Origin of the sequence: Allobosea sp. OK403 (genome assembly GCF_900113835.1) — a bacterium.
In the GTDB taxonomy this organism is placed as follows: domain Bacteria; phylum Pseudomonadota; class Alphaproteobacteria; order Rhizobiales; family Beijerinckiaceae; genus Allobosea.
Genome location: NZ_FOQV01000004.1, coordinates 1 through 24,792 on the forward strand (window position 1 = coordinate 1; position 24,792 = coordinate 24,792).

Below are 24,792 nucleotides of genomic sequence, written 5' to 3' on the forward strand. Positions count from 1 at the left end.
GCGCGCGTGCTCTATCCCGGCCTGCCGCAGCACCCCGGTCACGACATCGCCGCGCGCCAGATGGAAGGCGGCTTCGGCTTCATGCTCTCGGTGCAGGTGACGGGCGGCGAAGCTGCGGCGATCAAGGCGGCGGCTCATGTCGAGCTCTACAAGCGCGCCACATCGCTCGGCGGCGTCGAGAGCCTGATCGAGCATCGCGCCTCGATCGAGGGCGCGGGCTCGCCTTGCCCCACCGATCTGCTTAGACTCTCGACCGGCATTGAGGATGTCGAGGACCTCTACGCCGACCTCGACCAGGCGCTGAAAGCCGGGCACGCCTGAACACGACGCCCCGTTCTTGATCGCGGATCTCTGGGAAGGCGTGAGGCGCGGCGGCGTCACGGCCAGCCGGCCGGTCTATCTCGACGCGACAAGAACCACCCCGCTGGTAGCTGTCTCATCGACATGATTGGCTCCCCTGCGGACAAGGGAGCCAATATCGTCGTGTGAACAGGAGGGGCAGGGATAACTGCCCCCCGCAAAGTCAGAACTTGTAGGTGATGCCGGCGCCGAACAGCCAGGGATCGATCTTGACCTTGCCGGTCACGAGACCGGCATTCACCTTGACCTTCGGCTCGAGGAAGATCTTCTTCACGTCGAGATTCAGGCCCCAATGCTGGTCCAGCATGATGTCGATGCCGCCCTGCAGGGCGAGGCCGAACGTGTCTTGCAAGTTGAAGCTGGTGAAGCCGCCTTTGGCCTTCTCATTGAAGAACATGGTGTAGTTCACGCCGACGCCGACATAAGGTTTGAACACGCCGAAATCGGTGAAGTGATACTGCAGCATCAGCGTCGGCGGCAGCAGCCAGGCCGAACCGATGCGAGCCCCCGCAAGCGCACCGGCGCCCTTCACATTATGCGGGGTCACGCCGAGGACCAGTTCGACGGCGATGTTCTTCGTGAAGAAATAGCTGATGTCGAGTTCCGGCACGACCGAAGTCGAGATGCTGACATCCGCTCCGGGCACCCTGACGCCACCGATGCTGAGCTTTGCGCTTTCCTGGGGCATGACGACGAGAGCCCGGCCGCGGATCATCCAGGGGTTCCACACCGTCATGGTCGGAGCCAGCGGCGCGCTCTTGGATGAAGGCAGATCGGCGGCTTGAACGCCACAGATCGCGCTAGAGCCAAGCAGGAATGCAGACAGGCAAGTGCGTAACACGACAGACTTCATGACGGGCCCCCAAGGCGAGACGGCCCGCGATCGCAAGGAGTTCGTCGCCAGGCACATGACCCATCAGCGCCAAATCGCTCCCGCGGGAATTGATCCGGATCAAAATCGAGCCGCGCCCACAGCCGATGGAATCTCGCTGTTGCATGTTGGGCACACATCCATGGGGCGGCGAGGTCCGCGCCGGGACCTCGGAGCACCGTCACAGGCCTGAAACAGGGCAGCGCTAGCCCAGCCCGACCATCGCAAGGAGATCGACCATGTCGGGCCAGAAGCTTGAAACCAGCCGCCGCGCACTCTTGCTGGGCCTGGGGGCCGCAGCACTGGCCCTGCCGGCTGCCGCTCGTAACCTGCCTGCCCTGCCGACAGTGAAACTCGGCAGCGACGCCGGCTACTGGGGCGCGGTACGCGACCTCTACAGCGTCACCCCCGACATGGTGAATCTCGAGAACGGCTATTGGGGCATCATGGCCGAGCCGGTGAAGGCCGAGTACAAGCGCCTGATCGACTTCGTGAATTTCGAGAACACGGTCTATGCCCGCACCAGGATCGGGCAGGATCTCGACGATGTCCGCGCACCGCTGGCCGCCTTCCTCGGCCTGGCCAGGGAAGAGATCGCGCTGACGCGCGGCGCGACCGAGGCGCTGCAGGCGCTGATCTCGGGCTACAACAAGCTGAAACCCGGCGACACCGTGCTCTATGCCGATCTCGACTATGATTCGATGCAATACGCCATGAACTGGCTGAAGGACCGGCGCGGGGTCGCGGTCGCCAAATTCGACATCCCCGAGCCCGCCACCCGTCAGGCCGTGCTCGACGCTTATGACGCCGCGCTGAAAGCCAACCCGAAGACCAGGCTGCTTCTCCTGACCCATATCAGCCACCGCACCGGGCTGATGATGCCAGTCAAGGAACTCGCCGCCATGGCCAAGGCGCGCGGCGTCGACGTTATCCTCGATGCCGCCCATAGCTGGGGCCAGATCGACTTCCAGGCCAAGGATCTCGGCATCGATTTCATCGGCTTCAACCTGCATAAATGGATCGGCGCGCCGCTCGGTGTCGGCATGCTCTATATCGCCCGCGAGCGGCTGGCCGATATCGATCCCTATATGGCCGATGAGGATTTCAAGGCCGACGATGTCCGCTCGCGCATCCACACCGGCACGCCGAACTTCGCCGCCCAGCTCACCGTCCCGACCGCGCTGGCCTTGCATCGCGAGATCGGCCCGCAGGCCAAGGAGGCGCGCTATCGCCACCTGCGCAATTACTGGGTCGACAAGGCGCGCGAGCTGAAGGGTGTCGAGATCCAGACGCCCGACGATTCCACCATGGTTGCCGGCATCACCTCCTTCGCGCTGACCGGCAAGCGCTCGCCGGCCGAGACGAACGCGATCGTCGCGGCGCTGCGCGACCAGCACAAGGTGATGACGGTGCGGCGCGGCGGCGTCGCCAAGGGCAACACCATCCGGATCTCACCGGCGCCCTACATCATGGAAGCCGATCTCGACCGCTTCATTGCGGCGCTGGCGGTGGTCTCGGGCAATCGCGCGGGGTGAGCTTGAAAAGCCGCCAACCTCAGAGATCGTTCGAGGATTCGCTGGCGTGAGTCGGCTGACGTGACCGTCGAGAACCGGAGCGGAGCGTATATCGGTACGTGAACCCCGGAAGCGCAGACGGTCGCGTCAGGCGGCCTCGCCGGTAGAATTCACGAGCGCCGCGCTGGCGGTGGTCTCGGGCAACCGGGCGGGATGATCTTGAAAAGCCGCCAACCTCAGAGATCGTTCGAGAATTCGCTGGCGTGAGTCGGCTGACGTGATCGTCGAGAACCGGAGCGGAGCGTACATTGGTACGTGAGCACCGGAAGCGCAGACGATCGCGTCAGGCGGCCTCGCCAGTAGAATTCACGAGGGATCTCTACGCCTTCGCCACCTTCTGATAGTCCTTCACATCGGAAAAGCTCACCTCCGGCGCGCGTTCGGCGTCGTATTTCAAGGTGAACTGGCTGGACGCCATGAAGACCGGGTCGCCGTCGAGATCGTCGGCCATCGAGGACGGCTTCAGCGAGACGAATTTCTGCAGCGCCGCCTTGTCGTCGGACGAGACCCAGCGCGCGATCGAGAACTGGCAAGGCTCGAAATCGACCGGCAGCGAATATTCGACGTCCATGCGCTCCTTGAGCACGTCGAGCTGCAATGCGCCGACCACGCCGACGATCGCCGGCGCGCCATCATGCGGCAGGAAGAGCTGGACGACGCCTTCTTCGGCCATCTGCTGAAGCGCCTCGCGCAGCTTCTTGGCCTTCATCGCGTCCTTCAGCTTGACGCGACGCAGGATTTCCGGAGCGAAGCTCGGCACGCCCTTGAAGACGACGTCCTCGCCCTCTGTCAGCGTATCGCCGATGCGCAAGGTGCCGTGGTTGGGCAGGCCGACGATGTCGCCCGCATAGGCCTCCTCCGCGATCGAGCGGTCGCGGGCGAAGAAGAATTGCGGTGCGTTCAGCGGCATCGGCTTGCCGGTGCGCACCAGCTTCGCCTTCATGCCGCGCGAGAGCTTGCCCGAGCAGACGCGCATGAAGGCGATGCGGTCGCGGTGGTTGGGGTCCATGTTCGCTTGGATCTTGAAGACGAAGCCGGTCATCTTCGGCTCGTCCGCCTCGATCGCGCGCTTGTCGGCGATCTGCGCGCGCGGGCTCGGCGCATAGGCTCCGAGTGCATCGATCAGATCGCGCACGCCGTAATCGCGCAGCGCCGCGCCGAAATAGACCGGTGTGAGATGGCCCTCGCGGAACGACTCCAGATCGAACGGCTTGAGCCCCTCTGCAGCGAGGAAGACCTCTTCGCGCCAGGTCTCGGCCGCGCCGTTGGGCAGCAAGGTATCGAAAAGCGGATCGTCAGGCCCCGAGACCGCCAGGTCCTGTGTGGTCTCGTCGCCCTTCTGGTTGCGGCGGAAGGTATTGGCCTTGAGATCATAGGTGCCGACGAATTCGCGCCCGCGCCCGACGGGCCAGGTCATCGGCGCGACATCGAGCGCCAAAGTGGTCTCGATCTCGGCGATCAGGTCGAACAGGTCGCGGGTCTCGCGGTCGACCTTGTTGATGAAGGTAACGATCGGAATGTCGCGCAACCGGCAGACCTCGAACAGCTTCTTGGTGCGCGCCTCGATGCCCTTGGCCGCGTCGATCACCATCACGGCGGAATCGACCGCGGTCAGGGTGCGGTAGGTGTCCTCGGAGAAGTCCTCGTGGCCCGGCGTGTCCAGCAGGTTGAAGACATGCCCGCCATATTCGAACGTCATCACCGAGGTCACGACCGAAATGCCGCGCTGGCGCTCGATCTTCATCCAGTCGGAGGAGGTCTGACGGCGGCCGGCCTTGGCGCGCACCTCGCCGGCGAGCTGGATCGCACCACCGAAATAGAGCAGCTTTTCGGTCAGCGTGGTCTTGCCCGCGTCCGGATGCGAGATGATGGCGAAGGTGCGCCGGCGCGCATGAGGGGCGGTCGTCGCGGCCGCCTCGATGGTCTGAATGTCGGTCATGGCCGTGTGAGAACAGGATGAGGCCCGGGAAGTCAATCAGCCCGTCCCAAAGCGGCCGGCAATTACCTCGGCTTAGAGCCTCTAACAAAAACCTGGAGGGGCCTCGACGTCGGCAAGTCAGCCGTTCCGCCAGAAGCGGTGCGAAGCCGATACCACTGGCATCGGCAAGCGACGCGACGCCGCGCATGACCGAATTCCCGGCGCCGAAGGTGGGTTTTGTTAGAGGCTCTTAATCATTCCTCGCCACTATGCGGGGCTCCCGGGTCAGGCTTTGCGCACCGGCCCGGCGAACGGGAGACAGCGCCTATGGATGGTCGCCTTGCGCAAGATCGCCAACCAGATTTTCGCAAGCGTGGCCTTGCTGGCGCTGGCGGCTGCGCTCACCATCTTCATCGGCGTCCAGACGCTCAGCCGCTATGCCGCGATGACGGACGAGATGCAGGCGGCCTCGCGCAGGGTCCTGATGGCCGAACGCATGAACGGTCTCGTCAATGCCGTCGTCATGGAAACGCGCGGCATGATCATGAGCCGCGACACGCAGGACGCCGAGCAATTCGCTCAGCCCCTGATGGCCGAGCTCGCCGATATCCGCCGACTGCTCGCGGATTGGCGCCAGCACGTCAAACCCGATGACGAGGCGGCGTTCCGCGAGGTCGCGGTCCAGGTCGAGGCCTTCGCCCTCCTCCGTGAGGAAGCCGTGCGCCAGGGACGCCTATCCGGTCCGGCTGCAGTCAACGAGCTCACCAACAACGAAAGCAACCGGGCCAATCGACTGGCCTTGAACGCAGCTCTCAAGCGCCTCGCGGCGCTCAGCGGCGCCGACAGCGCCGCAATCGACAGCAAGCTCAGCGAGCTCCAGAAGAGCAGCATCCGCACGCAGATCCTGATCGGTACGCTCGTCATCTCGCTTGGCCTTGCCCTCACTCTCATCGTCGTGCGCTGGCGGGTGGCAAAACCGCTGCGCCTCCTCGCCAAGACGATGCAGCGCCTGGCCTTTTCCGAACCCGTCGACGCCATTCCCTCGACCTCTCGGCAGGACGAGATCGGCAGCATGGCGCGCGCCGTCGTCGTGTTTCGCGACAACGCCCGGGCGCGAGATTCGCTCGAAGCCGATGCGCGCACCTCCGAGGCCGCCAGGGCGGGTCGGCAGGCCAGGCGCGAGCAATTGATCGCCGATTTCGACGTCAGGATCGAGGCCGTGCTCGACACGGTGCGCGCCAGCTCCCGCGAGATGGAGGCAACCGCGCGCACGCTCTCGGCCATCGCCACGGACGCAACCGCACAGGCCGGCGGCGCGCGCAGCGCCTCGCTCGATGCTTCCGACAGCGTCCGCGCCGTCGCCGCGGCCTCAGAGGAGCTCTCGGCCTCGATCGCGGAAATCGCCGAGCGCGTCGACAAGGCCAACAGCGTTGTCACCAATGCGGCGCAGGACGCTGAGGCAGCGAGTACCAATGTCGCCAATCTGGCACAGGCAGCGAGCAATATCGCCAAGGTGATCGGGCTGATCCGCGACATCGCCGCCCAGACCAATCTGCTCGCACTCAACGCCACCATCGAGGCCGCCCGCGCCGGCGAAGCGGGACGCGGCTTCAGCGTCGTGGCCGGAGAGGTCAAGTTGCTGGCGAGCCGGACCGCGCAGGCGACCGACGAGATCGCTGCACAGATCGGCGCCTTCGAGCGCGAGACGCAGGACGCCGTCATCAGCATCGAGACGATCGCGGCCGTCATGAGCGAGGTTGCGCAGCATACCGTCGCCATCGCCGGTGCCACCATCCAGCAGCGGATCGCGACCTCCGAGATCGCCGGCAGCGCCCAGGCAACGGCCGGCAGCACGGCCAACGTCGCCAACCAGATGGAGCAGGTCACAGCGGCGTCCGAATCGGCGACGGCTTCGGCGAGCCAGGTCCTGGCCACCGCCGAGAAACTGGCGCGCGAGGCGCAGGATCTGCGCGGCGCAGTCGAGACCTTCTTCAGGGATGTGCGCGCGGCCTGATCGGCGGGCCGCCCCAAGAGCATTGCGCGAAAAAGTGGTTGCCGGTTTTTCGCAGGAGCAATGCTCTCAACTCTTGGAATCGATCACGTTTCTCGCCTTCGGACGTTTCCGTCCGAAGGCGACGCGATCGAGAGCATTGCGCGAGAAAGTGGGAGCCGGTTTTCGGGACAAGCCGATGCAGAATCACAGCCCCACAGCATCAGGCCGACGGGATATTCGGCCTGATGCTGTGGGGGGCTTCAGTTCTTCAGGCGATAGCCGGTGCGGAAGATCCAGCCGACGACGGCGATGCAGGCCGCGAGGAAGACCAGCGTCATCCCCAGGCTGACTCCAAGGCCGACATCGGCGACGCCGTAGAAACTCCAGCGGAAGCCGCTGATCAGGTAGACGACCGGATTGAACAGCGCGACCGTGCGCCAGAAGCCCGGCAGCATGTCGATCGAATAGAACGAGCCGCCGAGGAAGGTCAGCGGCGTCACGATCAGAAGCGGCACCACCTGCAAGCGTTCGAAACCGTCGGCCCAGATGCCGATGATGAAGCCGAACAGGCTGAAGGTGGTCGCGGTCAGCGCCAGGAAGAGCAGCATGAAGAGCGGATGCTCGATCCTGATCTCGGGCACGAAGAAGGAGGCCGTCAGCAGGATGATCAGCCCGAGCAGGATCGACTTCGTCGCGGCTGCTCCGACATAAGCCATTACGGCTTCCCACCAGGCGACCGGGGCCGAGAGCAGTTCGTAGATCGTGCCGGTGAATTTCGGGAAATAGATCGCGAAAGAGGCATTGGCGATGCTCTGCGTCAGCAGCGAGAGCATGATCAGCCCGGGCACGATGAAGGCGCCGTAAGGCACGCCGCCGATCACCGGCATATGCGAGCCGATCGCTCCGCCGAAGACGATGAAATAGAGCGAGGTCGAGATCACCGGCGAGACGATACTCTGCAGCGGCGTGCGCCAGGTCCGCGCCATCTCGAACAGATAGATCGCGCGGATGGCGTGCCAGTTGACGATTGCCGCGGTCATCGACGGTCCCTCACCAGGCTGACGAAGATGTCTTCGAGCGAACTCTGGCTGGTGTGCAGGTCCTTGAAGCGGATGTTGGCCTGGCTGAGGTCCTGCAGCAGGGCCGTGATCCCGGTGCGCTCGGCCTTGGTGTCGTAGGTGTAGACGAGCTCGTTGCCCTCAGCCTCCAGCGCCAGGTTGTAGCTCGCCAGCGCAGGCGGCACGGAAGCCAGCGGCTCCTGCAGGGACAGGGTCAATTGCTTGCGCCCGAGCTTGCGCATCAGCTCGGCTTTTTCCTCGACGAGGATGATCTCGCCCTTGCTGATGACGCCGATCCGGTCGGCCATCTCCTCGGCCTCTTCGATGTAATGCGTCGTCAGGATGATGGTGACCCCGCGCTCCTGGAGCCCGCGCACGAGCTTCCACATATCCTGGCGCAGCTCGACATCAACGCCCGCCGTCGGTTCGTCCAAGAACAGGATCTGCGGTTCATGCGCGAGCGCCTTGGCGATCAGCACGCGCCGCTTCATCCCGCCTGACAGCATCCGGATCTGCGTGTCGCGTTTGTCCCAGAGCGTCAGGTCCTTCAGCACCTGCTCGACCAGAGCCGGGTCCCGGCGCTTGCCGAACAGGCCCCGGCTGAAGTTGACTGTGCTCCAGACGGTCTCGAAAGCGTCCGTCGTCAGCTCCTGCGGCACGAGGCCGATCTTGGCGCGTGCGGCGCGATAATCGGTGACGATGTCGTGCCCGTCGGCCAGCACCTGCCCGCTGCTGGGGTTGACCAGCCCACAGATGATGCTGATCAGCGTGGTCTTGCCGGCGCCATTGGGCCCGAGCAACGCGAAGATCTCGCCGCGCCGGATCGACAGGTCGACGCCCTTGAGCGCGCTGAAGCCCGATTTGTAGGTCTTCGACAGGTTGGTAACGGAAATGATCGGCTGCATGGGCGGCATATAGGCGAGATCACCTCATGTTGCGATGCTGCGGGCATGCGCGCCGCGCGCAACCGGGAAAGCATCTACGCCTGACAGGCTCTGTCAGGAGCCCGACATGGCAATGGCCGGAGCGAGGCCCGGCCATTGCAAATGTGAAGCGGCTTTCCGCTTCAGCGCATGAAGAACCAGAGCAGGATGATCAGCGGAATCGGCACCCCAAGCAGCCACAAGACAATCGAACGCATTGAAAAACCTCACTCGAACAAACCATGCTGGGGCAACGCCCCCATGGCGCGAAAGGTTCCTCAATCCCAGGAAGCCGGAAGGGCGCGCTATTTGAAGCTGATGCCCTCGATCAGCTTGGACATGGCGGCGTCATGGGTCTTGTCGCCTTCCGGCGAGGCCCAATAGGTCATCAGGATGATCTTGCCGCTCGCCACATTCGGATTGATCGCGACGTAGCGGATGATCGAGGGGCCGTCCTTGTTGGTTGCGGCAAGTTCGGTGAAGGACCAGGCCCGGCCGTTGATCTCGGATTTCTTCGTCGCGGACGCGCCGGTGACCGTGACGCCCTCCTTCTGGAAATAGCGGTCATGTTCCTTCTGAACGCTGTCCATCTCGCCGGGTGCGATCAGCTCGAACCAGAGATAGACCTCCTCATCGGGCGTCTTGATCTCGAGCCCGCGCGCGATCTTCTTGCCCGACCATTCCTCGGGGATCGTCACGGTCGCAACGGGGTCGGCCGCGGTGAGGGTGAGCGGACCCGCCAGGGCCGGCATGGTGGCCATCACAGCGGCAACGGTGAAAGCCCGGATCATGTTTGGCAGCATCACTATCTCCCCAGCGCCTAGATCACGTCGCATTCGGACGGAATCGTCCGAATGCGACGTGATCGATTCTAAAAGTCTAGAGCATTGCTCTAGAGCCGGCAGATCTCGGCAGGCGGAAACCGGCAAGCCCTCCAGGCTCGGCCACGGCACGTTGCCCTTGGGGCAGGAGGCTGGCAATCGGGTTCGCGCGGTTTCAGGCGAACGCTGTGACGCTGGGATGCCAGCTCGGTTGATAGCCGTTCATCAACGCACTCAGCGTCGCCGGAGGCGTCAGGACTGCGGCTACTCCACTCGGGCGGGGCCGGCGCGCGATATAGCCCGCCGGTGACCAGAGCAGCCCCGCATCGCCCTTGAGAGCCAGGAACCCCGCTTCACTCGCGAGCATTGCGCCATCGGGCAATGCGTCTGCCTCCAGCTGGTGCAGGCGCTTCGCGCGGCCGACGCGCCGCTCCGCATCGAGCCTATGGTCGATTGCCGGAAAGTGCGGCGTCTCGCTCAAGCCGAGCCCGCTTACCAATGCCGCGCGATAGCGCAGCGCATCTGCGCGGCGGCATTCCATGCAGGGCCGGTGGCCGGCGGCGAGCGCGGTCACCTCATCGCAGAAGAACAGCTCGGTATAGCCCTGCCCCCAGACCTTCCGGCTGCGCCCTTTGAAGGAGAGCACGCAGCAGAGCCATTGCCGGTTCGCATATAGCCGCGTCGGCACGGCGTGCGACTGCGGGTCATGGAAACGCCCGCCGCGATTGCCGTAGAACAGGCCGCGCGCCGGATCGGCGAAGAGGCTGCCATCGGGTCTGACGCGATTGGGGAGAGGCATGCTGCGCACCACGCTCGGGTTGCGTGCAAGACTAGACGCCTCGATGTCAGAGCGCGACAGCAGCGTGCGGGCAGGCAAGCTCAATCGCGCAGGCCGGCGACCGCCGGAGCGCGATAGGACATCAGCGCCGGCACCAGCGTGATCGCGCTGCCGACGAGAAGCAGCGCCGCCACGAAGACGATCTCCTGGCTCTCGATCGCGAAGACGAGCTGCAATCCGGTCTGCCCGGCGATGACGCCCGACAGCGCGGTCGTCAGCACCACGCCGGCCAGCAGGCCCGCGACGCAGCCCGCGCCGATCAGCCCGGCCATGCCCAACCAGACGACCAGCAACACATAGCCACGCGGCGCCCCCAGCGCCCGCAGGATCGCATAGCGCCGCCGCCGCAGGCCCGCGACCGCGATCAAGAGCAGCAGGACCGCCGCCAGGATCAGCAGCGCATTGAGGAAGGAGGCTGCGACCAGAACACTGCGGACATCGCCGAGTGCGCGGTAGAGCGTGACCAGGACCTCGGCAGGAAAGAACGCCATCGTGCCGCCCTGGCGATACTGCGCCCGCAAGGCATAGGCCCCGGCGACGCTGCGCGGCTTGACGACCAGGGCCGGCACGCCGGGAATCCGCGGCCCGTCGAAGGGCAGCCCGATCCGCCCGTCATCCGCTGCGTGGCCATTGGCGAGGCCATGGATCTCCCAGACGCTCTCGACCGGCACCAGGATCGCCCGGTCCCAGGGCGAGCCGAGGCGCGGCAAGCGCCCGACCGCGACATAATCGTGACCGGCATGGCGATGGCCGGCCTCGTCCTCATGCGCCACACCCGGACGCGCGGTTGCGCCGAGGATGCCATGCGACGGCGCGATGCTGTCGCCGAGGCCATAGCTGACATCGGCCCCCAGCACCGCCTCACCCTCCTTCTGGAAGAGCCGACCCTGCGATGGCGCGAGCCGCCCCCAGCGGCCGGCGAAGGCCGCCGTGGTGCCCACGATCACATAGCCCTTGCTGACGTCGCCGAAGGCGATCGGCGCGACGCCGGCGACGCGCTCATCCTGCGCCAACGTGTTGAGCAAGCGCCCGTCCATCAGCGGCACCGCATCCGGCTGGAGATAGACCGCCGACATCAGCAATTGCGTCTGGCTGCCCGGCGCGCCGATCAGCAGGTCGAAATCCTCGGCCGCGGCCGCCGAACTGCGCCGCAAGGCCCGCTCCTGCGCCCCGATCGCCACCCCGACAGCGACCGCGAGCGCCACCAGCACGATGATCGCCAGCGCCGTCCAGCGCAGGGCCCGGATATCGGCCCAGACCATCGGAAACGGGTTCATGCCGCGCTCTCGATCGGCGGGACGGACGAGGTTGCAAGTTCGATGCGCCGGTCCATCCGCGCCAGCAGCGCCGTATCATGCGAGGCGCAGATCAGGGTCGCGCCGGTTTCGGTCGCGACCTCGACCAGGAGCGCTCCGACCTCGGCGGCATGGGCTGCGTCGAGACTGGCTGTCGGCTCGTCAGCGAGGATCAGCGCCGGCTGGAGCAGCACCGCGCGCGCGATCGCCACGCGCTGCTGCTCGCCGCGCGAGAGCACAGCCGCCTTGCGCCTGAGATCGGTCAGCCCCATCCGGGCAGCGAGCATCGCCGCCCGCTCATGTTCGGCCGGCCCGATCCGCCACCGCGAGAAGGTCAGGGGCAAGGTGATGTTCGCCGCGACGTCGAGCTCGGGGATCAGGTGAAAATCCTGGAAGACAAAGCCCAGCGTCGCCTGGCGCCAGCGGTCGCGGGCGCCGACCGACAGGTCCGAGACGACCATGTCGCCCCAGCTGACCGAACCGGCATCGGGCCGGATCAGCCCGGCGACGAGATGCAGGAGCGAGGTCTTGCCCGAGCCCGACGCACCGCGCAGCCCAACGCGCGCGCCGGCTGGAATTGCCAGGCCGGCGAGATCGAGCACCCGGAACGGCCGGCCATCGCCGCCGCGATGGTCGAGCCTGACTCCGGTCAACTGCAGCGCCCGCGCCGCGGCCGCCGGCTGCCGTTCAAGCGACGTGAAAGCTGGCATCGACGAGTCTGATCTGGCTGACGAAGCCGGTCTCGGCATCGATCGCGGAACCGATTTCGAGACGGCCGGAGACGGCGACCTTCTGCCCGGCGCTGACCATCGGCGTCACCGCCTTCATGAAGACCACGACGATGTCGACCGGCCAGTCGGCATCGGACTGGCAGAACGGGCAGATCGCCAGGGGCTCGCGCGTCAGCACGAAGAAATGGCTTTCGGGCTTCAGCGGCGGCGCCATGTAGCCGAGCATGCGCACCTCCTGCCCGCGCATGCTCGTGGCGCGATCCGAGAACTGGAAGCCGAGTACGCCGAAGGATTTGTAGAGCCCGTCGAAACTGATCGTCGCGGGCTCATCTGCGCGGACCGCTTCGCAAAGCGCGAGCGTCGCGAGCCCCTGAAGGAGCCCGCGACGGGATAGTCTTGCGAGGAGGATCGGTTGCTGCACGGATCATTTGCCTCGGATCAGGACAGGCTCACTTGCCGCCCGGCTTCACTTGCCGCCCAGCGCCAGCGCCTCCGCCATCACACGGAAGACATAGGTGTTGGGCTTGTGGCCACGGAATTTCTCGGCGCCCGGGCCCATCGCGGTCAAGATGCCGTCGTCGCCGGAATGCACGCCGGAATTCGCATCGAAGGGCAGGTTGCCGACCTTGCGCGTCGCCAGCGGTCCGGTGCAATCGGCTTCGTTGGCGACATTGGTCTTGCCGTCGGCGCTCTTCACCGCCGGAACGCGCTCGCCATCCATGAAGGGGCGACCGGTATCGCAGGTGTCGGGATAGGTGCCGAAGACCACGGCGAGGCGACGCGAGGTGTTGACATTGGTCGGATAGCCATCGGCGTCGAGCGGACCGTAATTCGGCGCCTTGGCATCGGCATAGGTGCCGAGCTTGTCGCGCAGGAGCTGGCCCGGGCGCTCGTCGTCATAGGTGCCGACGAGCGAGACCGCATGGGTGTGGTCAGGCACGACGATGATCAGCGTGTCGTTGCGCTCACCGGCGAAATCCTTGGCGATCTTGACGGCGTTGTCGAGCATGATCGTGTCGAACACGGCCCGCTCCCAATCGAGCGAGTGGCTGTATTTGTCGATGCGGCCGGACTCCACCATCAGGAAGAAGCCGTCCTCATTGCTCTTCAGCATGTCGATCGCAGCCTTGGTCTGCTCGGCGACGTCGGGCTGGTCGGGGAACTTGGCAATGCTGCCCTTCTTGGCGAGGCGCAGATCGAAGGCGCCGTCGACATTGCTGGTGTTGTAGAGGCCGAGCAGCTTCTTGGTGCCGGCAGCGGCGGCCGCGTTCATCTCGGTCTTGGTCGTGGCGATCGTGTAGCCGGCGGTCTTGAACTGGGCGATGAAGTCGAGATCGTCGGTGCGCTTGGAGCCCGGCGTCGTCCTGGGCAGGAAATTCGGCGAGCCGCCGCCCATGATCACGTCCGGCTTCACATCGTAGAACATCTTGACGATGTCGTTGTAATCCGAGCGCCGGCGGGTATGGGCGACCATGGCGGCGGGCGTCGCATCCTCGATCTCGGCATTGGTGACGACGCCGACCGTCATCGTGTTGCGGCGCTTGATCAGCTCCGAGATGGTCTCGACCTTGGGGTGGTCCAGCGTCAGCGCGTTCTTGGCGCAGTAGACGCCGAGCGCGTTGACGCAGGATTTGTGGCCCGTGGTGTAGGCATGGGCGCTGTTGGCACTGTCGGTGACGACGGAATCGCTGCCCGAGGTCGAGATCAGCGCCATGTTCGGCATGTCGTCGATGGCGAGCTCGCCATTGAAGCGACCCTCTTCCCAACCCTTGGACATGATCCGCGCCGCGGTGCGATGCGCCACCGACATGCCATCGCCGATGAACAGGATGACGTTCTTGGCCCGGCGCGGCTGGGCCGTCGCGAAGACCTCCCATTTCACCGTCGCCTTGTTGGCCCCTTGCGTCGCCTCGACGACGTAGTTGCCGGCCGGCAGCGTCGCGCCACGCAACCACAGCGCCGAATGCTTCTGGCCTTCCTCGTTCTGGGTGAAGGCGGTCGGCTTGCCGAAGACTTCGGCCGCGGGCTTGCCGTTGATCGTGACCGCCACATCGGCCGAGGTCGGCGCGTTCGGGAACTCGACCTTGAAATCAAAGCGCGAGCCCTCGAGGATTTCAGCCCGGTTGATCGGATAGATCGTCTGAGACAGCGCGGGAGTGGCCCCGGCAAGCCCTGTCGCCAGGATCGTCATCAGCCATTTTTGCGCGCGCATGTCCGTCTCCGCTCGAACCCGTTCGATATCCGCCGGCGACCGTTAGGAAGCGCATGTGACAGTACGATTACTACATGCGCCTTCATGAAGTCGAGATTGTTATACTATAACAATATTCGCGCACTCCTCGAACGCCCACTGCCATCTCCCGCACGGTGCCATAAACCGGCAGGCTACGCCTCCTTGACGCCGTAATCGGGAATGCCCTGCTCGTTGCCGTAATATTTATACGGCAGGAACTTGCCCGACATCGCGATTTTGACGCGGTCGCCCTTCGGGTTCGGCTCACGCTCGAACTCGATGTCGAAGTCGATCGCCGACATGATGCCGTCGCCGAATTCTTCCTCGATCAACGCCTTCCAGGCCGGGCCGTTGACCATCACCATCTCGTAGAAGCGATAGATCAGGGGGTCGGTTGGCGGCATCGGCGTACCCGTGCCGCGATAGGGCACCTCATTGAGCATCCGCTTCTCGTTCTCGGTGAGGCCGAACAGAGCTGCAGCCTTCTCCGCCAGAGGCTTGACCAGCTTCATCTGGCCCAGGAGCGCGCCGACGATCAGCACCTCCGACATGCCGCCGATTTCCGCGGTGATGTATTTCCAGCTCCAGCCCTTCTCGCGCTTGATGTCGAGGATCTTCTCGGTGAGTTCTTCGCGCTTCATGGTCTGCGTCCTCCTTGGCGGTGCTGAATATCGGTCGAGCCAGCGTTACGCGGCCTTTGGTCAGGCGGCCGGTGGCGTCGAACGCGTCGAACGGGCCGGTGATCCCAGCCATGAGTAGCAAACGGCGGGCCAAGGCCTTGCGCTCGCGCGAGCGCCGCTTGCGGGCGCGAAGTGAAGTCATTCCGACTTTATGAGATTCCGGCAGGATCGTCTTAACGTTACGCGGAAGTAAGGACCGCAATGTAAGGTGTTTGAAGTAATTTCTGCGTCATCCAGAGGTCCATCGACCACGCGGAAAACTTGATCGCCCGATGAACTCCTATATTCCCCTGATCCTGTTCACGGTGCTGACCAACGCCGCAGCTCAACTCATGCTCAAGCGCGGCATGACCGGCCTGGGTCAACTCGACCCCGGCCGTGACGGGCTGATCGCCACGGTCCTGCGCGTCGTCTTCAACCCTTTCGTCTTCTTCGGCCTGTGCACCTTCGTGGTCAGCATGGCCTCGCATCTCATCGTGCTGTCGAAGGTTCAGATCAGCTACGCCTATCCGTTCCTGAGCCTCGCCTACGTCGTGGTCGCGATTTACGCCTATTTCTTCTTCCAGGAGGATCTGAGCCCTGCCCGCATTGCTGGCATCGGACTGATCGTGCTGGGCACCATTTTCATCGCACAGAGCTGAGGGACCGACATGGATCTGATCGCACGCCTCTTCCTTCGTCTCGGCACGCTGCTGGAACCAAAACCCGTGCTGCGGCCGGTCCCGGTGCCGGTCCGTACTCCGCCGCGCCTGCCGCGCTGACCTGAGAGCAATTTCCGATCCAGCCGGATCGCTCAATTGCTCCAAGGCATTGTTTTAACGCATTTTCTTTCAGCGAACGGTGTCCACTTCGCTCGAAAATGCTCTCGTCCGGAAGACCTGAACCCATGAAACATATCATCATCGGCGGAGACGGTTTCGTCGGCTCGCATCTGGCCGCGGATCTGGCGGCCATGGGCGAGGAGGTGCTGGTCGCCGACATCGTCAAGAGCGGCCATGGGCACTACGCCAAGGTGCCGTTCCAGCAGATCGATGTGACCAGCGCCGAGAGCGTGAGCGCCATCCCGCTCGCCAAGGACGACCTCGTCTACAACCTCTCGGCCAAGATGCTTTCGCCCATCGTGACCCGCAAGGAGCGCCACGATTTCTTCTGGCCGGTGAACTATCACGGCACCGCCAATATCCTGGCCTGGATGGAGAAGAACGGCGCCAACAAGCTCGTCCACTTCACCACGGACATGATCTACGGCCATTCCGTCACCGTGCCGCAGGACGAGACCCATCCCGCCAAGCCGCTCGGCGAATATGGCGAGAGCAAGCTCGCCACCGAGACGCTGGCGCAGAGCTATCGCGAAAAAGGCTTCCAGATCCCGATCTTCCGGCCGCGCCTGATCATCGGGCCGGGCCGGCTCGGCATCCTGGTCAAGCTGTTCACGCTGATCGACCTGAACCTGCCGGTGCCGATGATCGGCTCGGGCAACAACCCCTATCAGTTCATCTCGGTGTTCGACTGCGCCAGCGCCTGCATAGCGGCCTGGAAGGCCGGCTTCCCCAACAGCGCCTATAATCTCGGCTCGGACGATCCGCCGCCGGTGAAGAAGCTGCTCGGCGATCTTATCGCGCATGCCGGTTCGAAATCGATCCTGCTGCCGACGCCGGCGCCGCTGGTCAAGCTGACGCTGAACACGCTCGACTGGATCAACCTGCCGATCATGGATCCGGAGCAGTACATGATCGCCGACGAGATCTGCATTCTCGACACCTCCAAGGCCAAGCGCGAGCTCGGCTGGACGCCCAAGCACCGCGACGAGGACATGCTGCTCGCCGCCTACACCGAATACCGCAAGAGCAAAGACATCCGGAATCAGGCGCAGAGGAGCCTCGCAGCATGAGCATGCCCGCTTTCAAGACCGACGCTGCGCCGGCTCGCCCGAAACTCTACAGCGTCGAGGAGGCCAAGCAGCTCGACGCCACGACCGTGCGCGAACTCTTCACCGCCCATGTCAATCCCGGCCAGGTGCATTTCCTGAAACTGCTCGGCTTCGACAAGATCATCGTCGATAGCGCCCAGGGCATGCATTACATCACCCGTGATGGCCGCAAGATCCTCGATTTCTTCGGCGGCTTCTGCTCGGTCGCCTTCGGTCACAACCACCCGCGCATCGTCGCGGCGCGGCAGAAATTCCAGGACGAGAACCGCCATGAGATCTGCATGGCCTTCATGTCGCAATACGCCTCGGCGCTAGCGGCCAACCTCGCCGCGATCGCGCCCGGCGATCTCGACATGGTCTTCCTCGGCTCGACCGGCTCGGAGGCGATGGAGGCGGCGCTGAAGGTCGCCGAGCAGGCGCAGGGACCGGCGCGCTCGAAAATCCTGCACGCGGCGAACTCCTTCCACGGCAAGACCAAGGGCGTGCTCTCGGTCACGGATTCCACGCTCTACCAGTCGCAGTTCAAGCTGGTCGAGAACCGGGTGAAGGTGCCCTTCGGCGACATCGAAGCCGTGCGCCTGGCCCTGGAGAGCGATCCTGCGATCGGCATCGTCGTGATGGAGACGATCCAGGGCGGCGGCGGCATCGTCGAGGCGCCGGTGGGCTTCTGGCGCGAGCTGCGCGCGCTTTGCGACAAACATGGCGTGCTCTGGGTCGCCGACGAGGTCCAGTGCGGTCTCGGCCGCACCGGCCAGTTCTTCGCCTTCGAGCGTGACGGCGTCGTGCCGGACGTGACCGCACTCGCCAAGGCGCTTGGCGGCTCCAAGGCGGCGATGGGCGCGATGATCGCGCGCCGCGAAATCTACATGAAGGCTTACGGCAAGCCCAAGACCGCGCTGATCCACGCCCAGGCCACCTTCGGCGGCATGGGCGAGGCCTGCATCTCGGCGATCGAGGCGCTGAACGTGCTCTATGAGGAAGACCTCATGGGCAACGCCCAGCGCCAGGGCGACTATCTCATCGAGAAGCTCAACGGCCTGCGCGCGAAGCATCCGAGCCTGCTCAAGGAGATCCGCGGGCGCGGCCTGATGATCGGCATCGAGTTCAACGACATCAGCGAGACCATGCCGTTTGGCCTCAAGCACATGGTCGCATTGCTCGACGACAAGCTGAAAGGCTCGCTCTGCGGCTTCATCGGCGCGCTCTTGCTGAAGGATTACGATATGCTCGTCGCCTTCACCGAGTACAACCGCAATGTCATCCGCCTGGAGCCGCCGCTGATCGTCACCCGCGAGCAATGCGACGAATTCGTCGCGGCGCTCGACGATTTGCTTTCGCGCGGCATCACCAAGATCGTCACTGACTATCTGCGCAAGGTCGCAGTGGCGAAGGGCTGAGGCCAGCCGCCACCCGTTATGCTGCGAAGGGCCGGTTCGCCGGCCCTTTTCCGTTCGCGCGGAATTCTTTTCTTACGGCAGCCGCTGACATGCGCTGACGGAAGCTCAAGGCAAGGATTGCCGAAACCAAGGATTGCCGAAACAGGAGCGCTTCATGCTCGGCCATCTCTCCTTCGGCGTCCGCGATCTCACCACCGCCATCGCCTTCTATGATGCGGCCCTCGCCCCGCTCGGCCTCCAGCGCGTCTGGACCGCTCCCGATGCCGCCGGCTATGGGCCGCCCGGCGGCGGCGACCTCTTGGCGCTGAAACTGCGGCCGCGAACCGCCTCGCCTGGGCCGGGTTTCCACCTCGCCCTCAATGCACCGACGCGCACCGCGGTCGATGCCTTCCACGCTGCGGCGCTCTTGGCCGGCGGACGCGACAATGGCGCGCCTGGGCTGCGACTGCATTACGGGCCGAGCTACTACGCCGCCTTCGTCATCGCTCCTGAAGGCTGGAATCTCGAGGCCGTCTGTCACGCGACGAGCTGAAGCCGGGATCGTCTCCCGACGGCCCGTCTGCGGAAATCTCGGAGCATCGGCCCGAAAAGGTGGAACCGGTTTTCGGGACAAGCCGACGCAAGATCGAAGCCCTGCAGCATCAGGGTATTTGCGGCAACGCCGATGCGCTCCTAACCTTCGGACTTCGACCGATCCGGCTGAACCAGGATCGGCGTCCTGGAGGAAGTCGAGATGATCCGTCGCTTTATTGCGGCAGCCATGCTGGTTGCCTGCGCGCTTTCGGCCTCGCAGCCGGCGAAGGCCAAGATTACCCGCATCGAGATCGCCAAAACCGAACCTGCCTTCGGTGGCCAATCCTTCGGCGCCGTCGGCGCCTATGAGCGCATCACCGGCAAGGCCTTCGGCGAGGTCGATCCGAAGAACCCGGCCAATGCCCGCATCCAAGACCTCGCGCTTGCCCCGCGCAATGCCCACGGCATGGTCGAATACACGACCGACATCGACATCCTCAGGCCGAAGGACGAGGGCACGGGCAACGGCATCCTGCTCTTCAACATCCCAAACCGCGGCAATAAGGGGCTGCTCCAGCCCTTCAATCTCAACACCGGCACGGTCGCCGAAATGAACGCGCTCGCCAAACCCGGCGACGGCTTCCTCCAGCGACAGGGCTACAGCATGATCTGGTTCGGCTGGCAGGCCGATCTGCTGCCCGGCAACAACCGCATGACCATGCAGGCGCCTGTGGCGCGCAACCCGGACGGCTCGCCCGTCACCGGCCTCGTCCGCGCCGAATTCGTGGTGACGGACGCCGCCAAGACCCAGAACCTGTCGAGCGGCTGGTTCACAGGCATGACGCATGATTCCTATCCGACCGTCAGCACCGACAACCGCGCGCCCTTGCCCGACGGCTTCCTGCCGACGCTGACGGTGCGCACCCGCGAGAATGCACCGCGCACGGCGGTGCCCAACAGCGAATGGAGCTTCGGCAACTGCGCCGCGGACGGAGCGGTCAAGCCCGACGCCAAGGCGATCTGCCTGCCCGCCGGCTTCCAACCCGGGCGGCTCTACGAGCTGATCTATCGCGCCAAGGATCCGACCGTGCTCGGCCTCGGCTACGCCGCCGCGCGCGACCTCGCCGTCTTCCTGCGCGACGCCAAGGCCGACCAGGCCGGCACGCTCAACCCGATCGGCAGGCGCAGCCAGAAGGCGATGGTGATGGGCACCTCGCAATCGGGCCGCTTCATCCGCTCCTTCCTGCAGCTCGGCTTCAACCGGGACGAGGCTGGCCGGAAAGCCTATGACGCGGCGCTGCCGCATATCGGCGGCGGGTTGATGCCGCTCTCGCTGCGCTTCGCCCAGCCTGGCCGCGCCTGGGGCCAACAGATCGACCACCTCTATCCGGCCTATGATTTCCCGTTCAACTACGCCCGCGTCCAGGACCCGCTGACCGGGCGGCGGCAGGGCATTCTCGACCGTTGCCGCAGGGACGGCGCCTGCCCGTTGATCTTCCATGCCGCGACGGCGCTGGAGATCTGGGAGGCGCGCCAGTCGCTCGGCCTGACCGATCCGCTGGGCCTGCGCGACATTCCCGATCCGGCCAATGTCCGCACCTACATCATGGCCTCGACCCAGCACAGCCCGCCGCCCCTGCCACTGCCGACGGCTGCGCCCTTCGGCCAATGCCAGCAGCAGGCCAATCCCAACCCGCATAACTGGACGATGCGCGCCTTGCTCACCGCGCTGACAGGCTGGGTCCGGGATGGCATCGCTCCGCCGCCTTCCGCCGTGCCGCGCATCGCCGACGGTACGCTGGTGACGCCGGATCTCGTCCGCTTCCCAACGATCCCCGCCAATAGCTATGGCAATGTCGTGCGCCCGGCCCTGCGCTATCTTGGCGCGACCAATCCGCTGCATCCGCTCGATTTCGGCAAGGGTTACAACGCCGCCGACGGCATGGGCGTCATCAGCGTGGAGCCGCCGCACGCGAAGCCCGGCAGCTATGGTGTGCTGGTACCGCAGGTCGACGCCGACGGCATCGATCTCGCCGGCATCAACAATGTCGTCACCGCCGTGCCGATCGGCACCTATACCGGCTGGAACCTGTTCCGGAAGGACCGCTTCGAGGACGGCTTCTGCATCTTCCAGGGCAGCTTCGTGCCCTTCGCCCGCACCAGGCAGGAGCGCCTCGATACCGGCGACCCGCGCCTCTCGATCGAAGAGCGCTACCCGACGCCGCACGCCTATGCCGAAACGGTGAAGACGGCAGCCGATGCGCTGGTGGCGAAGCGTTATCTCCTGCCGGAGGACGCAGCCTTGCTGACGGAAAAGGCGCGCAGCGAAGCCATCCGGCTCGCTCCATAGAGCAGGATGCGAGAAAGTGGGCACCGGTTTTTGCATTGTTCCTGCTCTCACTCTTAGATGAGACACGGATTCAGATTTCAGATGGGATCACTCTGGGACCCCATCTGAAATCATCCGGCTCTCGAGCAGGATGCGAAAAAGTGGGCACCGGTTCTTGCATTGTTCCTGCTCTCGCAGCGCATCTTGTCCTTGCAAACGCCATCCGGCCCCTCGGGGGTGCCGAGGGGCCGGATCGATACGGGCCACGCTTGCCGCTCAGTAGAGCGAGCAGACCTTGCGATAGCCGACGACTTCGCCGAAGCGGTTGACGCGCTCGACCATCTCGCAGCGGCGCACCGGAGCATCATCCTCATAGACGGGCTCGGCATAGGCGCGGTTGGCGGAGGCCGCGAGCAGGCCGCCGACGGCGAGCGCTCCGACAATGCCGGCCCCGACGCCCCAGCCACGATGGCGCGGATAGGCCTGCGCGCTGCCCGCGCCGGCGAGAATGGCGGTGGAGAGGGTGAGAGCGGCCAGAGCGGCGGTCGCGGTCTTCTTGAAGCGGGTCATGATGGTATCTCCCGAGGTCCAGTCGGGGGCGAACCATTCGCCCTCCATGATCCTTGGTCGCAGCGGGAGCGTGGGAGGTTCAAAGGGAGACGAAGATTTTTTGCATCTCCTCAGCCCTCATCCTGAGAAGGCCGCGTCAGCGGCCGTCTCGAAGGATGCTCCAGGAGGCTCCCGAGATCGCTGAAGCATCCTTCGAGACGCGCTCCTGCGGAGCGCTCCTCAGGATGAGGGCTCAGATGATGGCAGCGTCTCGGGTCTTCACCGTCGTGACGCTCAACCCGCCGTCACCCGTCGCCAGAAGCTCGACGAGAACCCCGGATCGATATGGCGCGCAAACTCCCGCCAATCCGGGAAGGAAGCCTCGAATGTCGCCGGCGACATGCGCGCATCCTTATAGGGATTCACGCGTCCGCCGGCTTCGATCGTGATCCGGTCGAGCTCCGCCAGCAGCGCCTCCGTGCGCGCCCCGCGATTGGGAAAGTCGAGCGTCAGGGTCGCCCCCGCGATCGGGAACGACATCAAGCCGGGCGACGGCAGATCGCCGAAGAGCTTGAGCACGGTCAGGAACGAAGCCTCACCCGCCGCCAGCGTGCGCCTCAGCATCACCTCCACCGCCTCGCGGGCATGGGCCATCGGCACCGCGCATTGGAACTGGCGCAGGCCCTTGGGTCCATAGGCGCGGTTCCAGTTGGCGACACGATCGAGCGGATAGAAGAACGGCCGATAGGGAATGCGCCGCGGCTCAGGCGACGAGGGTTGCGCCGCCCGGTAGAGCGCATTGAAGGCGCGCAAGGTCAGCCCGTTGATCAGCGGGATCGGCGGCCTGATCGGGAACGGCAGTGGCCGCTTCGCGCGCGCGAGCGGTGCATCGCCCCCCCTTGCATGATTGGCCCGGAAGAAGACGCCGCGGCCGAATTTCGCGCCACTCGCCAGCGAGTCGATCCAGGCGACGGTGTAGTCATGGCTCGCATCCGATTCGGCCGCGATCGCGAAGAAGCGGTCGAGCCCGTCGAAATGCAGCACCTCCTGCTGCATTTCGACGGAGGCGACCGGCATCAATTGCAGCGTCACTTGCGTGATCAGGCCGGTCAAGCCAAAGCCGCCGATGGTCGCCGCGAAGAGCTCGCCGTTCAGGTCGGGCGCACAGGTCAGGCGGCTGCCATCCGAGCGGATCAGTTCGAAGGCGCGCACATGCCGGCCGAAAGTGCCGGCGCGATGGTGGTTCTTGCCATGGACGTCATTGGCCAGCGCACCGGCGATCGTGACGAATGCGGTGCCGGGCGTCACCGGCGGAAACCAGCCGGCCTGAACCGTAAGCTTCAGCACATCGTCGAGCAGCACGCCCGCCTCGCAGGTCAGGAGGCCGCTCACGCGGTCGAAGGCGAGGATTCGGTCGAGGCTGCGGCCGAGAATGAGCGCGCCGCCATCGTTCAGGCAGGAATCGCCATAGGAGCGGCCATTGCCGTAGGCCAGGGCCGGCGCCCGATACCGCGACGGCGCGGTAATCCACGGCTCGGCCGCGACGATCGCGGTGTCGCGAGCGACGAGCCCACCCCAGGAGCGGCACTCCGGCAGAATCTCGCTCATAGCAGGATCTCGCTCACGGCAGGAACGTCGCCGCAACCATGATCAGCAGGACCAGCGAACCCGTCAGCTGGCTGCGCCAGTCGCGGATCATGAAGACGAGCGGATCATCCGGCATCAGGCCGCGCCTGGCCAGGAACCAGACCCGCGACATCTGGTAGAGAACGATCGGGCAGATCAGCCAGATCAGCTCCGGGTGACGGTAGAGCTGCTTCACCGCGGCGCTGTCGACATAGAGCGCCAGGATCAGGGCGCAGGTGCAGCCCGAGGCCATGCCGAGCTGCGAGAGCGCCTCGATATCCTCGGCATGATAGCCGCGCCCGGCTTTTTTCAGCCCCGACTGGTCCTGCGTGATCCTGAGCTCGGCATAACGCTTCACCAGCGCCAGGCTCAGGAACAGGAACATCGAGAAGGCAAGCAGCCATGACGAGAGCGGGATCCCGGCGGCGGCATTGCCGGCCAGGATGCGCAACGTGTGCAGCGCCGCCAGCCCCAGCACATCGACCAGGAGCTTGCGCTTGAGCACGAAGAGATAGGCCAAAGCGAGACCGAGATAGGCCGTCAACGCCAGCACGAAAAGCCGGGGCTGCGGCAGCAGCAGGGACAGGGCGAAAGCGCCGGCCAGCAAGGCGGGCACCACCATATAAGCCTGGTGCGCGGTGATCTCGCCGGCGGCGAGCGGACGCTTGCATTTCGTCGGATGCCGGCGATCAGCCTCGACGTCGACGATGTCGTTGAGGAGATAGATCGACGAGGCCATCAGGCTGAAGGAGATGAAGGCGACGAGTCCCTGTCCGAGCGCCTCCAGATCGAAAACGTCGTGATTCAGCAGGATCGGGATGAAGACGAGCCCGTTCTTCAGCCAATGATGCGGCCTCATTGCCCTGATCATCGCCTTGAAAGCCATGTCACCCTTCTCTTCCGTCAAGAGTCTGCCCGACGGCGAGCCAAAGACGCGCAGCCACAAGGCCCAGCCAGATCTCCACTATTCGGGCGAGGCTTTCTTCTGTGAGAAATCCTAAATCCCAGTGCAGAAACAAAGCGCAACGCGGCGCTATTGCTTGCCATGATTAACGTCTACCTGCCGGTGCCTGCGAATATCCGCGCCAAGCGCGCTCTCCAGAGACCTCTGCTCTCCCAGCAAGATGTCTCCCTTTCGTGAACCGGCATTCAC

General features: G+C 64.9%; 21 protein-coding genes and 1 pseudogene. 8 read left to right on the top strand and 14 right to left on the bottom strand.

Annotation, left to right across the window (positions count from 1 at the left end; genetic code table 11):
- A partial coding sequence (locus BMZ97_RS16100; protein ID WP_175525589.1) for a PLP-dependent transferase occupies positions 1-321 on the top strand: 321 nt, incomplete at its 5' end.
- Between the two features lie 202 nt (positions 322-523).
- On the opposite strand, the gene BMZ97_RS16105 is transcribed toward BMZ97_RS16100, so the two are convergent.
- Complete coding sequence (locus BMZ97_RS16105; RefSeq protein ID WP_092171544.1) at positions 524-1,213, bottom strand: OmpW/AlkL family protein; 690 nt, start codon at positions 1,211-1,213, stop codon at positions 524-526.
- Between the two features lie 257 nt (positions 1,214-1,470).
- Between BMZ97_RS16105 and BMZ97_RS16110 the strand changes: the two genes are divergently transcribed.
- A complete protein-coding gene (locus tag BMZ97_RS16110) occupies positions 1,471-2,766 on the top strand; it encodes an aminotransferase class V-fold PLP-dependent enzyme (RefSeq protein ID WP_092171546.1) in 1,296 nt (431 codons plus the stop codon).
- A gap of 358 nt (positions 2,767-3,124) precedes the next feature.
- Here the strand turns inward: BMZ97_RS16110 and BMZ97_RS16115 are convergent, their stop codons facing one another.
- The gene (locus tag BMZ97_RS16115; RefSeq protein ID WP_092171549.1) at positions 3,125-4,744 is read right to left on the bottom strand and encodes a peptide chain release factor 3; all 1,620 of its coding nucleotides are present in this window, start codon (positions 4,742-4,744) and stop codon (positions 3,125-3,127) included.
- Between the two features lie 319 nt (positions 4,745-5,063).
- Here BMZ97_RS16115 and BMZ97_RS16120 point away from each other — a divergent pair, with 319 nt between their 5' ends.
- Complete coding sequence (locus tag BMZ97_RS16120; protein WP_175525590.1) at positions 5,064-6,737, top strand: methyl-accepting chemotaxis protein; 1,674 nt, start codon at positions 5,064-5,066, stop codon at positions 6,735-6,737.
- A gap of 239 nt (positions 6,738-6,976) precedes the next feature.
- On the opposite strand, the gene BMZ97_RS16125 is transcribed toward BMZ97_RS16120, so the two are convergent.
- From BMZ97_RS16125 to cynS, 9 genes are all read right to left on the bottom strand, one after another.
- On the bottom strand, positions 6,977-7,756 hold the full coding sequence (locus BMZ97_RS16125) for an ABC transporter permease (RefSeq protein WP_092171554.1): 780 nt from the start codon (positions 7,754-7,756) through the stop codon (positions 6,977-6,979).
- Positions 7,753-8,679, bottom strand: a complete 927-nt coding sequence (locus BMZ97_RS16130) for an ABC transporter ATP-binding protein (RefSeq protein ID WP_092172415.1) — start codon at positions 8,677-8,679, stop codon at positions 7,753-7,755. Before BMZ97_RS16130 ends, BMZ97_RS16125 begins: the two co-directional genes overlap by 4 nt.
- A 323-nt stretch (positions 8,680-9,002) precedes the next feature.
- Entirely contained in the window at positions 9,003-9,500 is a 498-nt protein-coding gene (locus BMZ97_RS16135) for a hypothetical protein (protein ID WP_092171557.1), read from the bottom strand.
- A 193-nt stretch (positions 9,501-9,693) separates the two neighbouring features.
- Positions 9,694-10,317, bottom strand: a complete 624-nt coding sequence (locus BMZ97_RS16140; protein ID WP_092172418.1) for a hypothetical protein — start codon at positions 10,315-10,317, stop codon at positions 9,694-9,696.
- A gap of 80 nt (positions 10,318-10,397) precedes the next feature.
- Positions 10,398-11,633: an FtsX-like permease family protein gene (locus BMZ97_RS16145; protein WP_092171559.1), complete on the bottom strand. Its 1,236-nt coding sequence runs from the start codon at positions 11,631-11,633 to the stop codon at positions 10,398-10,400.
- Positions 11,630-12,361 (bottom strand): ABC transporter ATP-binding protein, encoded by a 732-nt coding sequence (locus BMZ97_RS16150; RefSeq protein ID WP_092171562.1) that lies wholly within the window; start codon positions 12,359-12,361, stop codon positions 11,630-11,632. Before BMZ97_RS16150 ends, BMZ97_RS16145 begins: the two co-directional genes overlap by 4 nt.
- Positions 12,339-12,803 carry a hypothetical protein gene (locus BMZ97_RS16155; RefSeq protein ID WP_244546453.1) on the bottom strand — a complete coding sequence of 155 codons (465 nt, stop codon included), beginning with the start codon at positions 12,801-12,803 and terminating at the stop codon, positions 12,339-12,341. The genes BMZ97_RS16150 and BMZ97_RS16155 overlap by 23 nt, the downstream gene beginning before the upstream one ends.
- A gap of 45 nt (positions 12,804-12,848) precedes the next feature.
- A complete protein-coding gene (locus tag BMZ97_RS16160; protein WP_092171565.1) occupies positions 12,849-14,594 on the bottom strand; it encodes an alkaline phosphatase in 1,746 nt (581 codons plus the stop codon).
- Positions 14,595-14,767: 173 nt separating this feature from the next.
- A complete protein-coding gene (gene cynS, locus BMZ97_RS16165; protein ID WP_092171567.1) occupies positions 14,768-15,256 on the bottom strand; it encodes a cyanase in 489 nt (162 codons plus the stop codon).
- Positions 15,257-15,567: 311 nt separating this feature from the next.
- Here cynS and BMZ97_RS16170 point away from each other — a divergent pair.
- The 5 genes and pseudogenes from BMZ97_RS16170 to BMZ97_RS16190 all read left to right on the top strand — a co-directional run.
- Positions 15,568-15,933, top strand: a pseudogene (locus BMZ97_RS16170) (EamA family transporter); the annotation flags it as partial.
- 248 nt (positions 15,934-16,181) lie between these two features.
- Positions 16,182-17,186: an NAD-dependent epimerase/dehydratase family protein gene (locus tag BMZ97_RS16175; protein ID WP_092171572.1), complete on the top strand. Its 1,005-nt coding sequence runs from the start codon at positions 16,182-16,184 to the stop codon at positions 17,184-17,186.
- A complete protein-coding gene (locus BMZ97_RS16180) occupies positions 17,183-18,622 on the top strand; it encodes an aspartate aminotransferase family protein (RefSeq protein WP_092171575.1) in 1,440 nt (479 codons plus the stop codon). The genes BMZ97_RS16175 and BMZ97_RS16180 overlap by 4 nt, the downstream gene beginning before the upstream one ends.
- Before the next feature lie 154 nt (positions 18,623-18,776).
- Positions 18,777-19,154 carry a VOC family protein gene (locus tag BMZ97_RS16185; protein WP_092172424.1) on the top strand — a complete coding sequence of 126 codons (378 nt, stop codon included), beginning with the start codon at positions 18,777-18,779 and terminating at the stop codon, positions 19,152-19,154.
- Between the two features lie 201 nt (positions 19,155-19,355).
- Positions 19,356-21,485: an alpha/beta hydrolase domain-containing protein gene (locus BMZ97_RS16190; protein ID WP_092171578.1), complete on the top strand. Its 2,130-nt coding sequence runs from the start codon at positions 19,356-19,358 to the stop codon at positions 21,483-21,485.
- Positions 21,486-21,740: 255 nt separating this feature from the next.
- Here the strand turns inward: BMZ97_RS16190 and BMZ97_RS16195 are convergent, their stop codons facing one another.
- From BMZ97_RS16195 to BMZ97_RS16205, 3 genes are all read right to left on the bottom strand, one after another.
- Positions 21,741-22,034 carry a hypothetical protein gene (locus tag BMZ97_RS16195; RefSeq protein ID WP_139221235.1) on the bottom strand — a complete coding sequence of 98 codons (294 nt, stop codon included), beginning with the start codon at positions 22,032-22,034 and terminating at the stop codon, positions 21,741-21,743.
- A 273-nt stretch (positions 22,035-22,307) separates the two neighbouring features.
- A complete protein-coding gene (locus BMZ97_RS16200) occupies positions 22,308-23,621 on the bottom strand; it encodes an FAD-binding oxidoreductase (protein ID WP_244546454.1) in 1,314 nt (437 codons plus the stop codon).
- A gap of 13 nt (positions 23,622-23,634) precedes the next feature.
- Entirely contained in the window at positions 23,635-24,525 is an 891-nt protein-coding gene (locus BMZ97_RS16205; RefSeq protein ID WP_092171583.1) for a UbiA family prenyltransferase, read from the bottom strand.
- Between the last annotated feature and the right edge of the window lie 267 nt (positions 24,526-24,792).

What these genes read in the sequence shown, in the direction of transcription:
- BMZ97_RS16160 (WP_092171565.1), bottom strand. Translation starts at nt 14,594, where the DNA reads ATGCGCGCGCAAAAATGGCTGATGACGATCCTGGCGACAGGGCTTGCC.
- BMZ97_RS16140 (WP_092172418.1), bottom strand. Translation starts at nt 10,317, where the DNA reads ATGCCTCTCCCCAATCGCGTCAGACCCGATGGCAGCCTCTTCGCCGAT.
- BMZ97_RS16190 (WP_092171578.1), top strand. Translation starts at nt 19,356, where the DNA reads ATGATCCGTCGCTTTATTGCGGCAGCCATGCTGGTTGCCTGCGCGCTT.
- BMZ97_RS16180 (WP_092171575.1), top strand. Translation starts at nt 17,183, where the DNA reads ATGAGCATGCCCGCTTTCAAGACCGACGCTGCGCCGGCTCGCCCGAAA.
- BMZ97_RS16195 (WP_139221235.1), bottom strand. Translation starts at nt 22,034, where the DNA reads ATGACCCGCTTCAAGAAGACCGCGACCGCCGCTCTGGCCGCTCTCACC.
- BMZ97_RS16185 (WP_092172424.1), top strand. Translation starts at nt 18,777, where the DNA reads ATGCTCGGCCATCTCTCCTTCGGCGTCCGCGATCTCACCACCGCCATC.
- cynS (WP_092171567.1), bottom strand. Translation starts at nt 15,256, where the DNA reads ATGAAGCGCGAAGAACTCACCGAGAAGATCCTCGACATCAAGCGCGAG.
- BMZ97_RS16105 (WP_092171544.1), bottom strand. Translation starts at nt 1,213, where the DNA reads ATGAAGTCTGTCGTGTTACGCACTTGCCTGTCTGCATTCCTGCTTGGC.
- BMZ97_RS16125 (WP_092171554.1), bottom strand. Translation starts at nt 7,756, where the DNA reads ATGACCGCGGCAATCGTCAACTGGCACGCCATCCGCGCGATCTATCTG.
- BMZ97_RS16130 (WP_092172415.1), bottom strand. Translation starts at nt 8,679, where the DNA reads ATGCAGCCGATCATTTCCGTTACCAACCTGTCGAAGACCTACAAATCG.
- BMZ97_RS16205 (WP_092171583.1), bottom strand. Translation starts at nt 24,525, where the DNA reads ATGGCTTTCAAGGCGATGATCAGGGCAATGAGGCCGCATCATTGGCTG.
- BMZ97_RS16200 (WP_244546454.1), bottom strand. Translation starts at nt 23,621, where the DNA reads ATGAGCGAGATTCTGCCGGAGTGCCGCTCCTGGGGTGGGCTCGTCGCT.
- BMZ97_RS16110 (WP_092171546.1), top strand. Translation starts at nt 1,471, where the DNA reads ATGTCGGGCCAGAAGCTTGAAACCAGCCGCCGCGCACTCTTGCTGGGC.
- BMZ97_RS16115 (WP_092171549.1), bottom strand. Translation starts at nt 4,744, where the DNA reads ATGACCGACATTCAGACCATCGAGGCGGCCGCGACGACCGCCCCTCAT.
- BMZ97_RS16145 (WP_092171559.1), bottom strand. Translation starts at nt 11,633, where the DNA reads ATGAACCCGTTTCCGATGGTCTGGGCCGATATCCGGGCCCTGCGCTGG.
- BMZ97_RS16175 (WP_092171572.1), top strand. Translation starts at nt 16,182, where the DNA reads ATGAAACATATCATCATCGGCGGAGACGGTTTCGTCGGCTCGCATCTG.
- BMZ97_RS16135 (WP_092171557.1), bottom strand. Translation starts at nt 9,500, where the DNA reads ATGCTGCCAAACATGATCCGGGCTTTCACCGTTGCCGCTGTGATGGCC.
- BMZ97_RS16150 (WP_092171562.1), bottom strand. Translation starts at nt 12,361, where the DNA reads ATGCCAGCTTTCACGTCGCTTGAACGGCAGCCGGCGGCCGCGGCGCGG.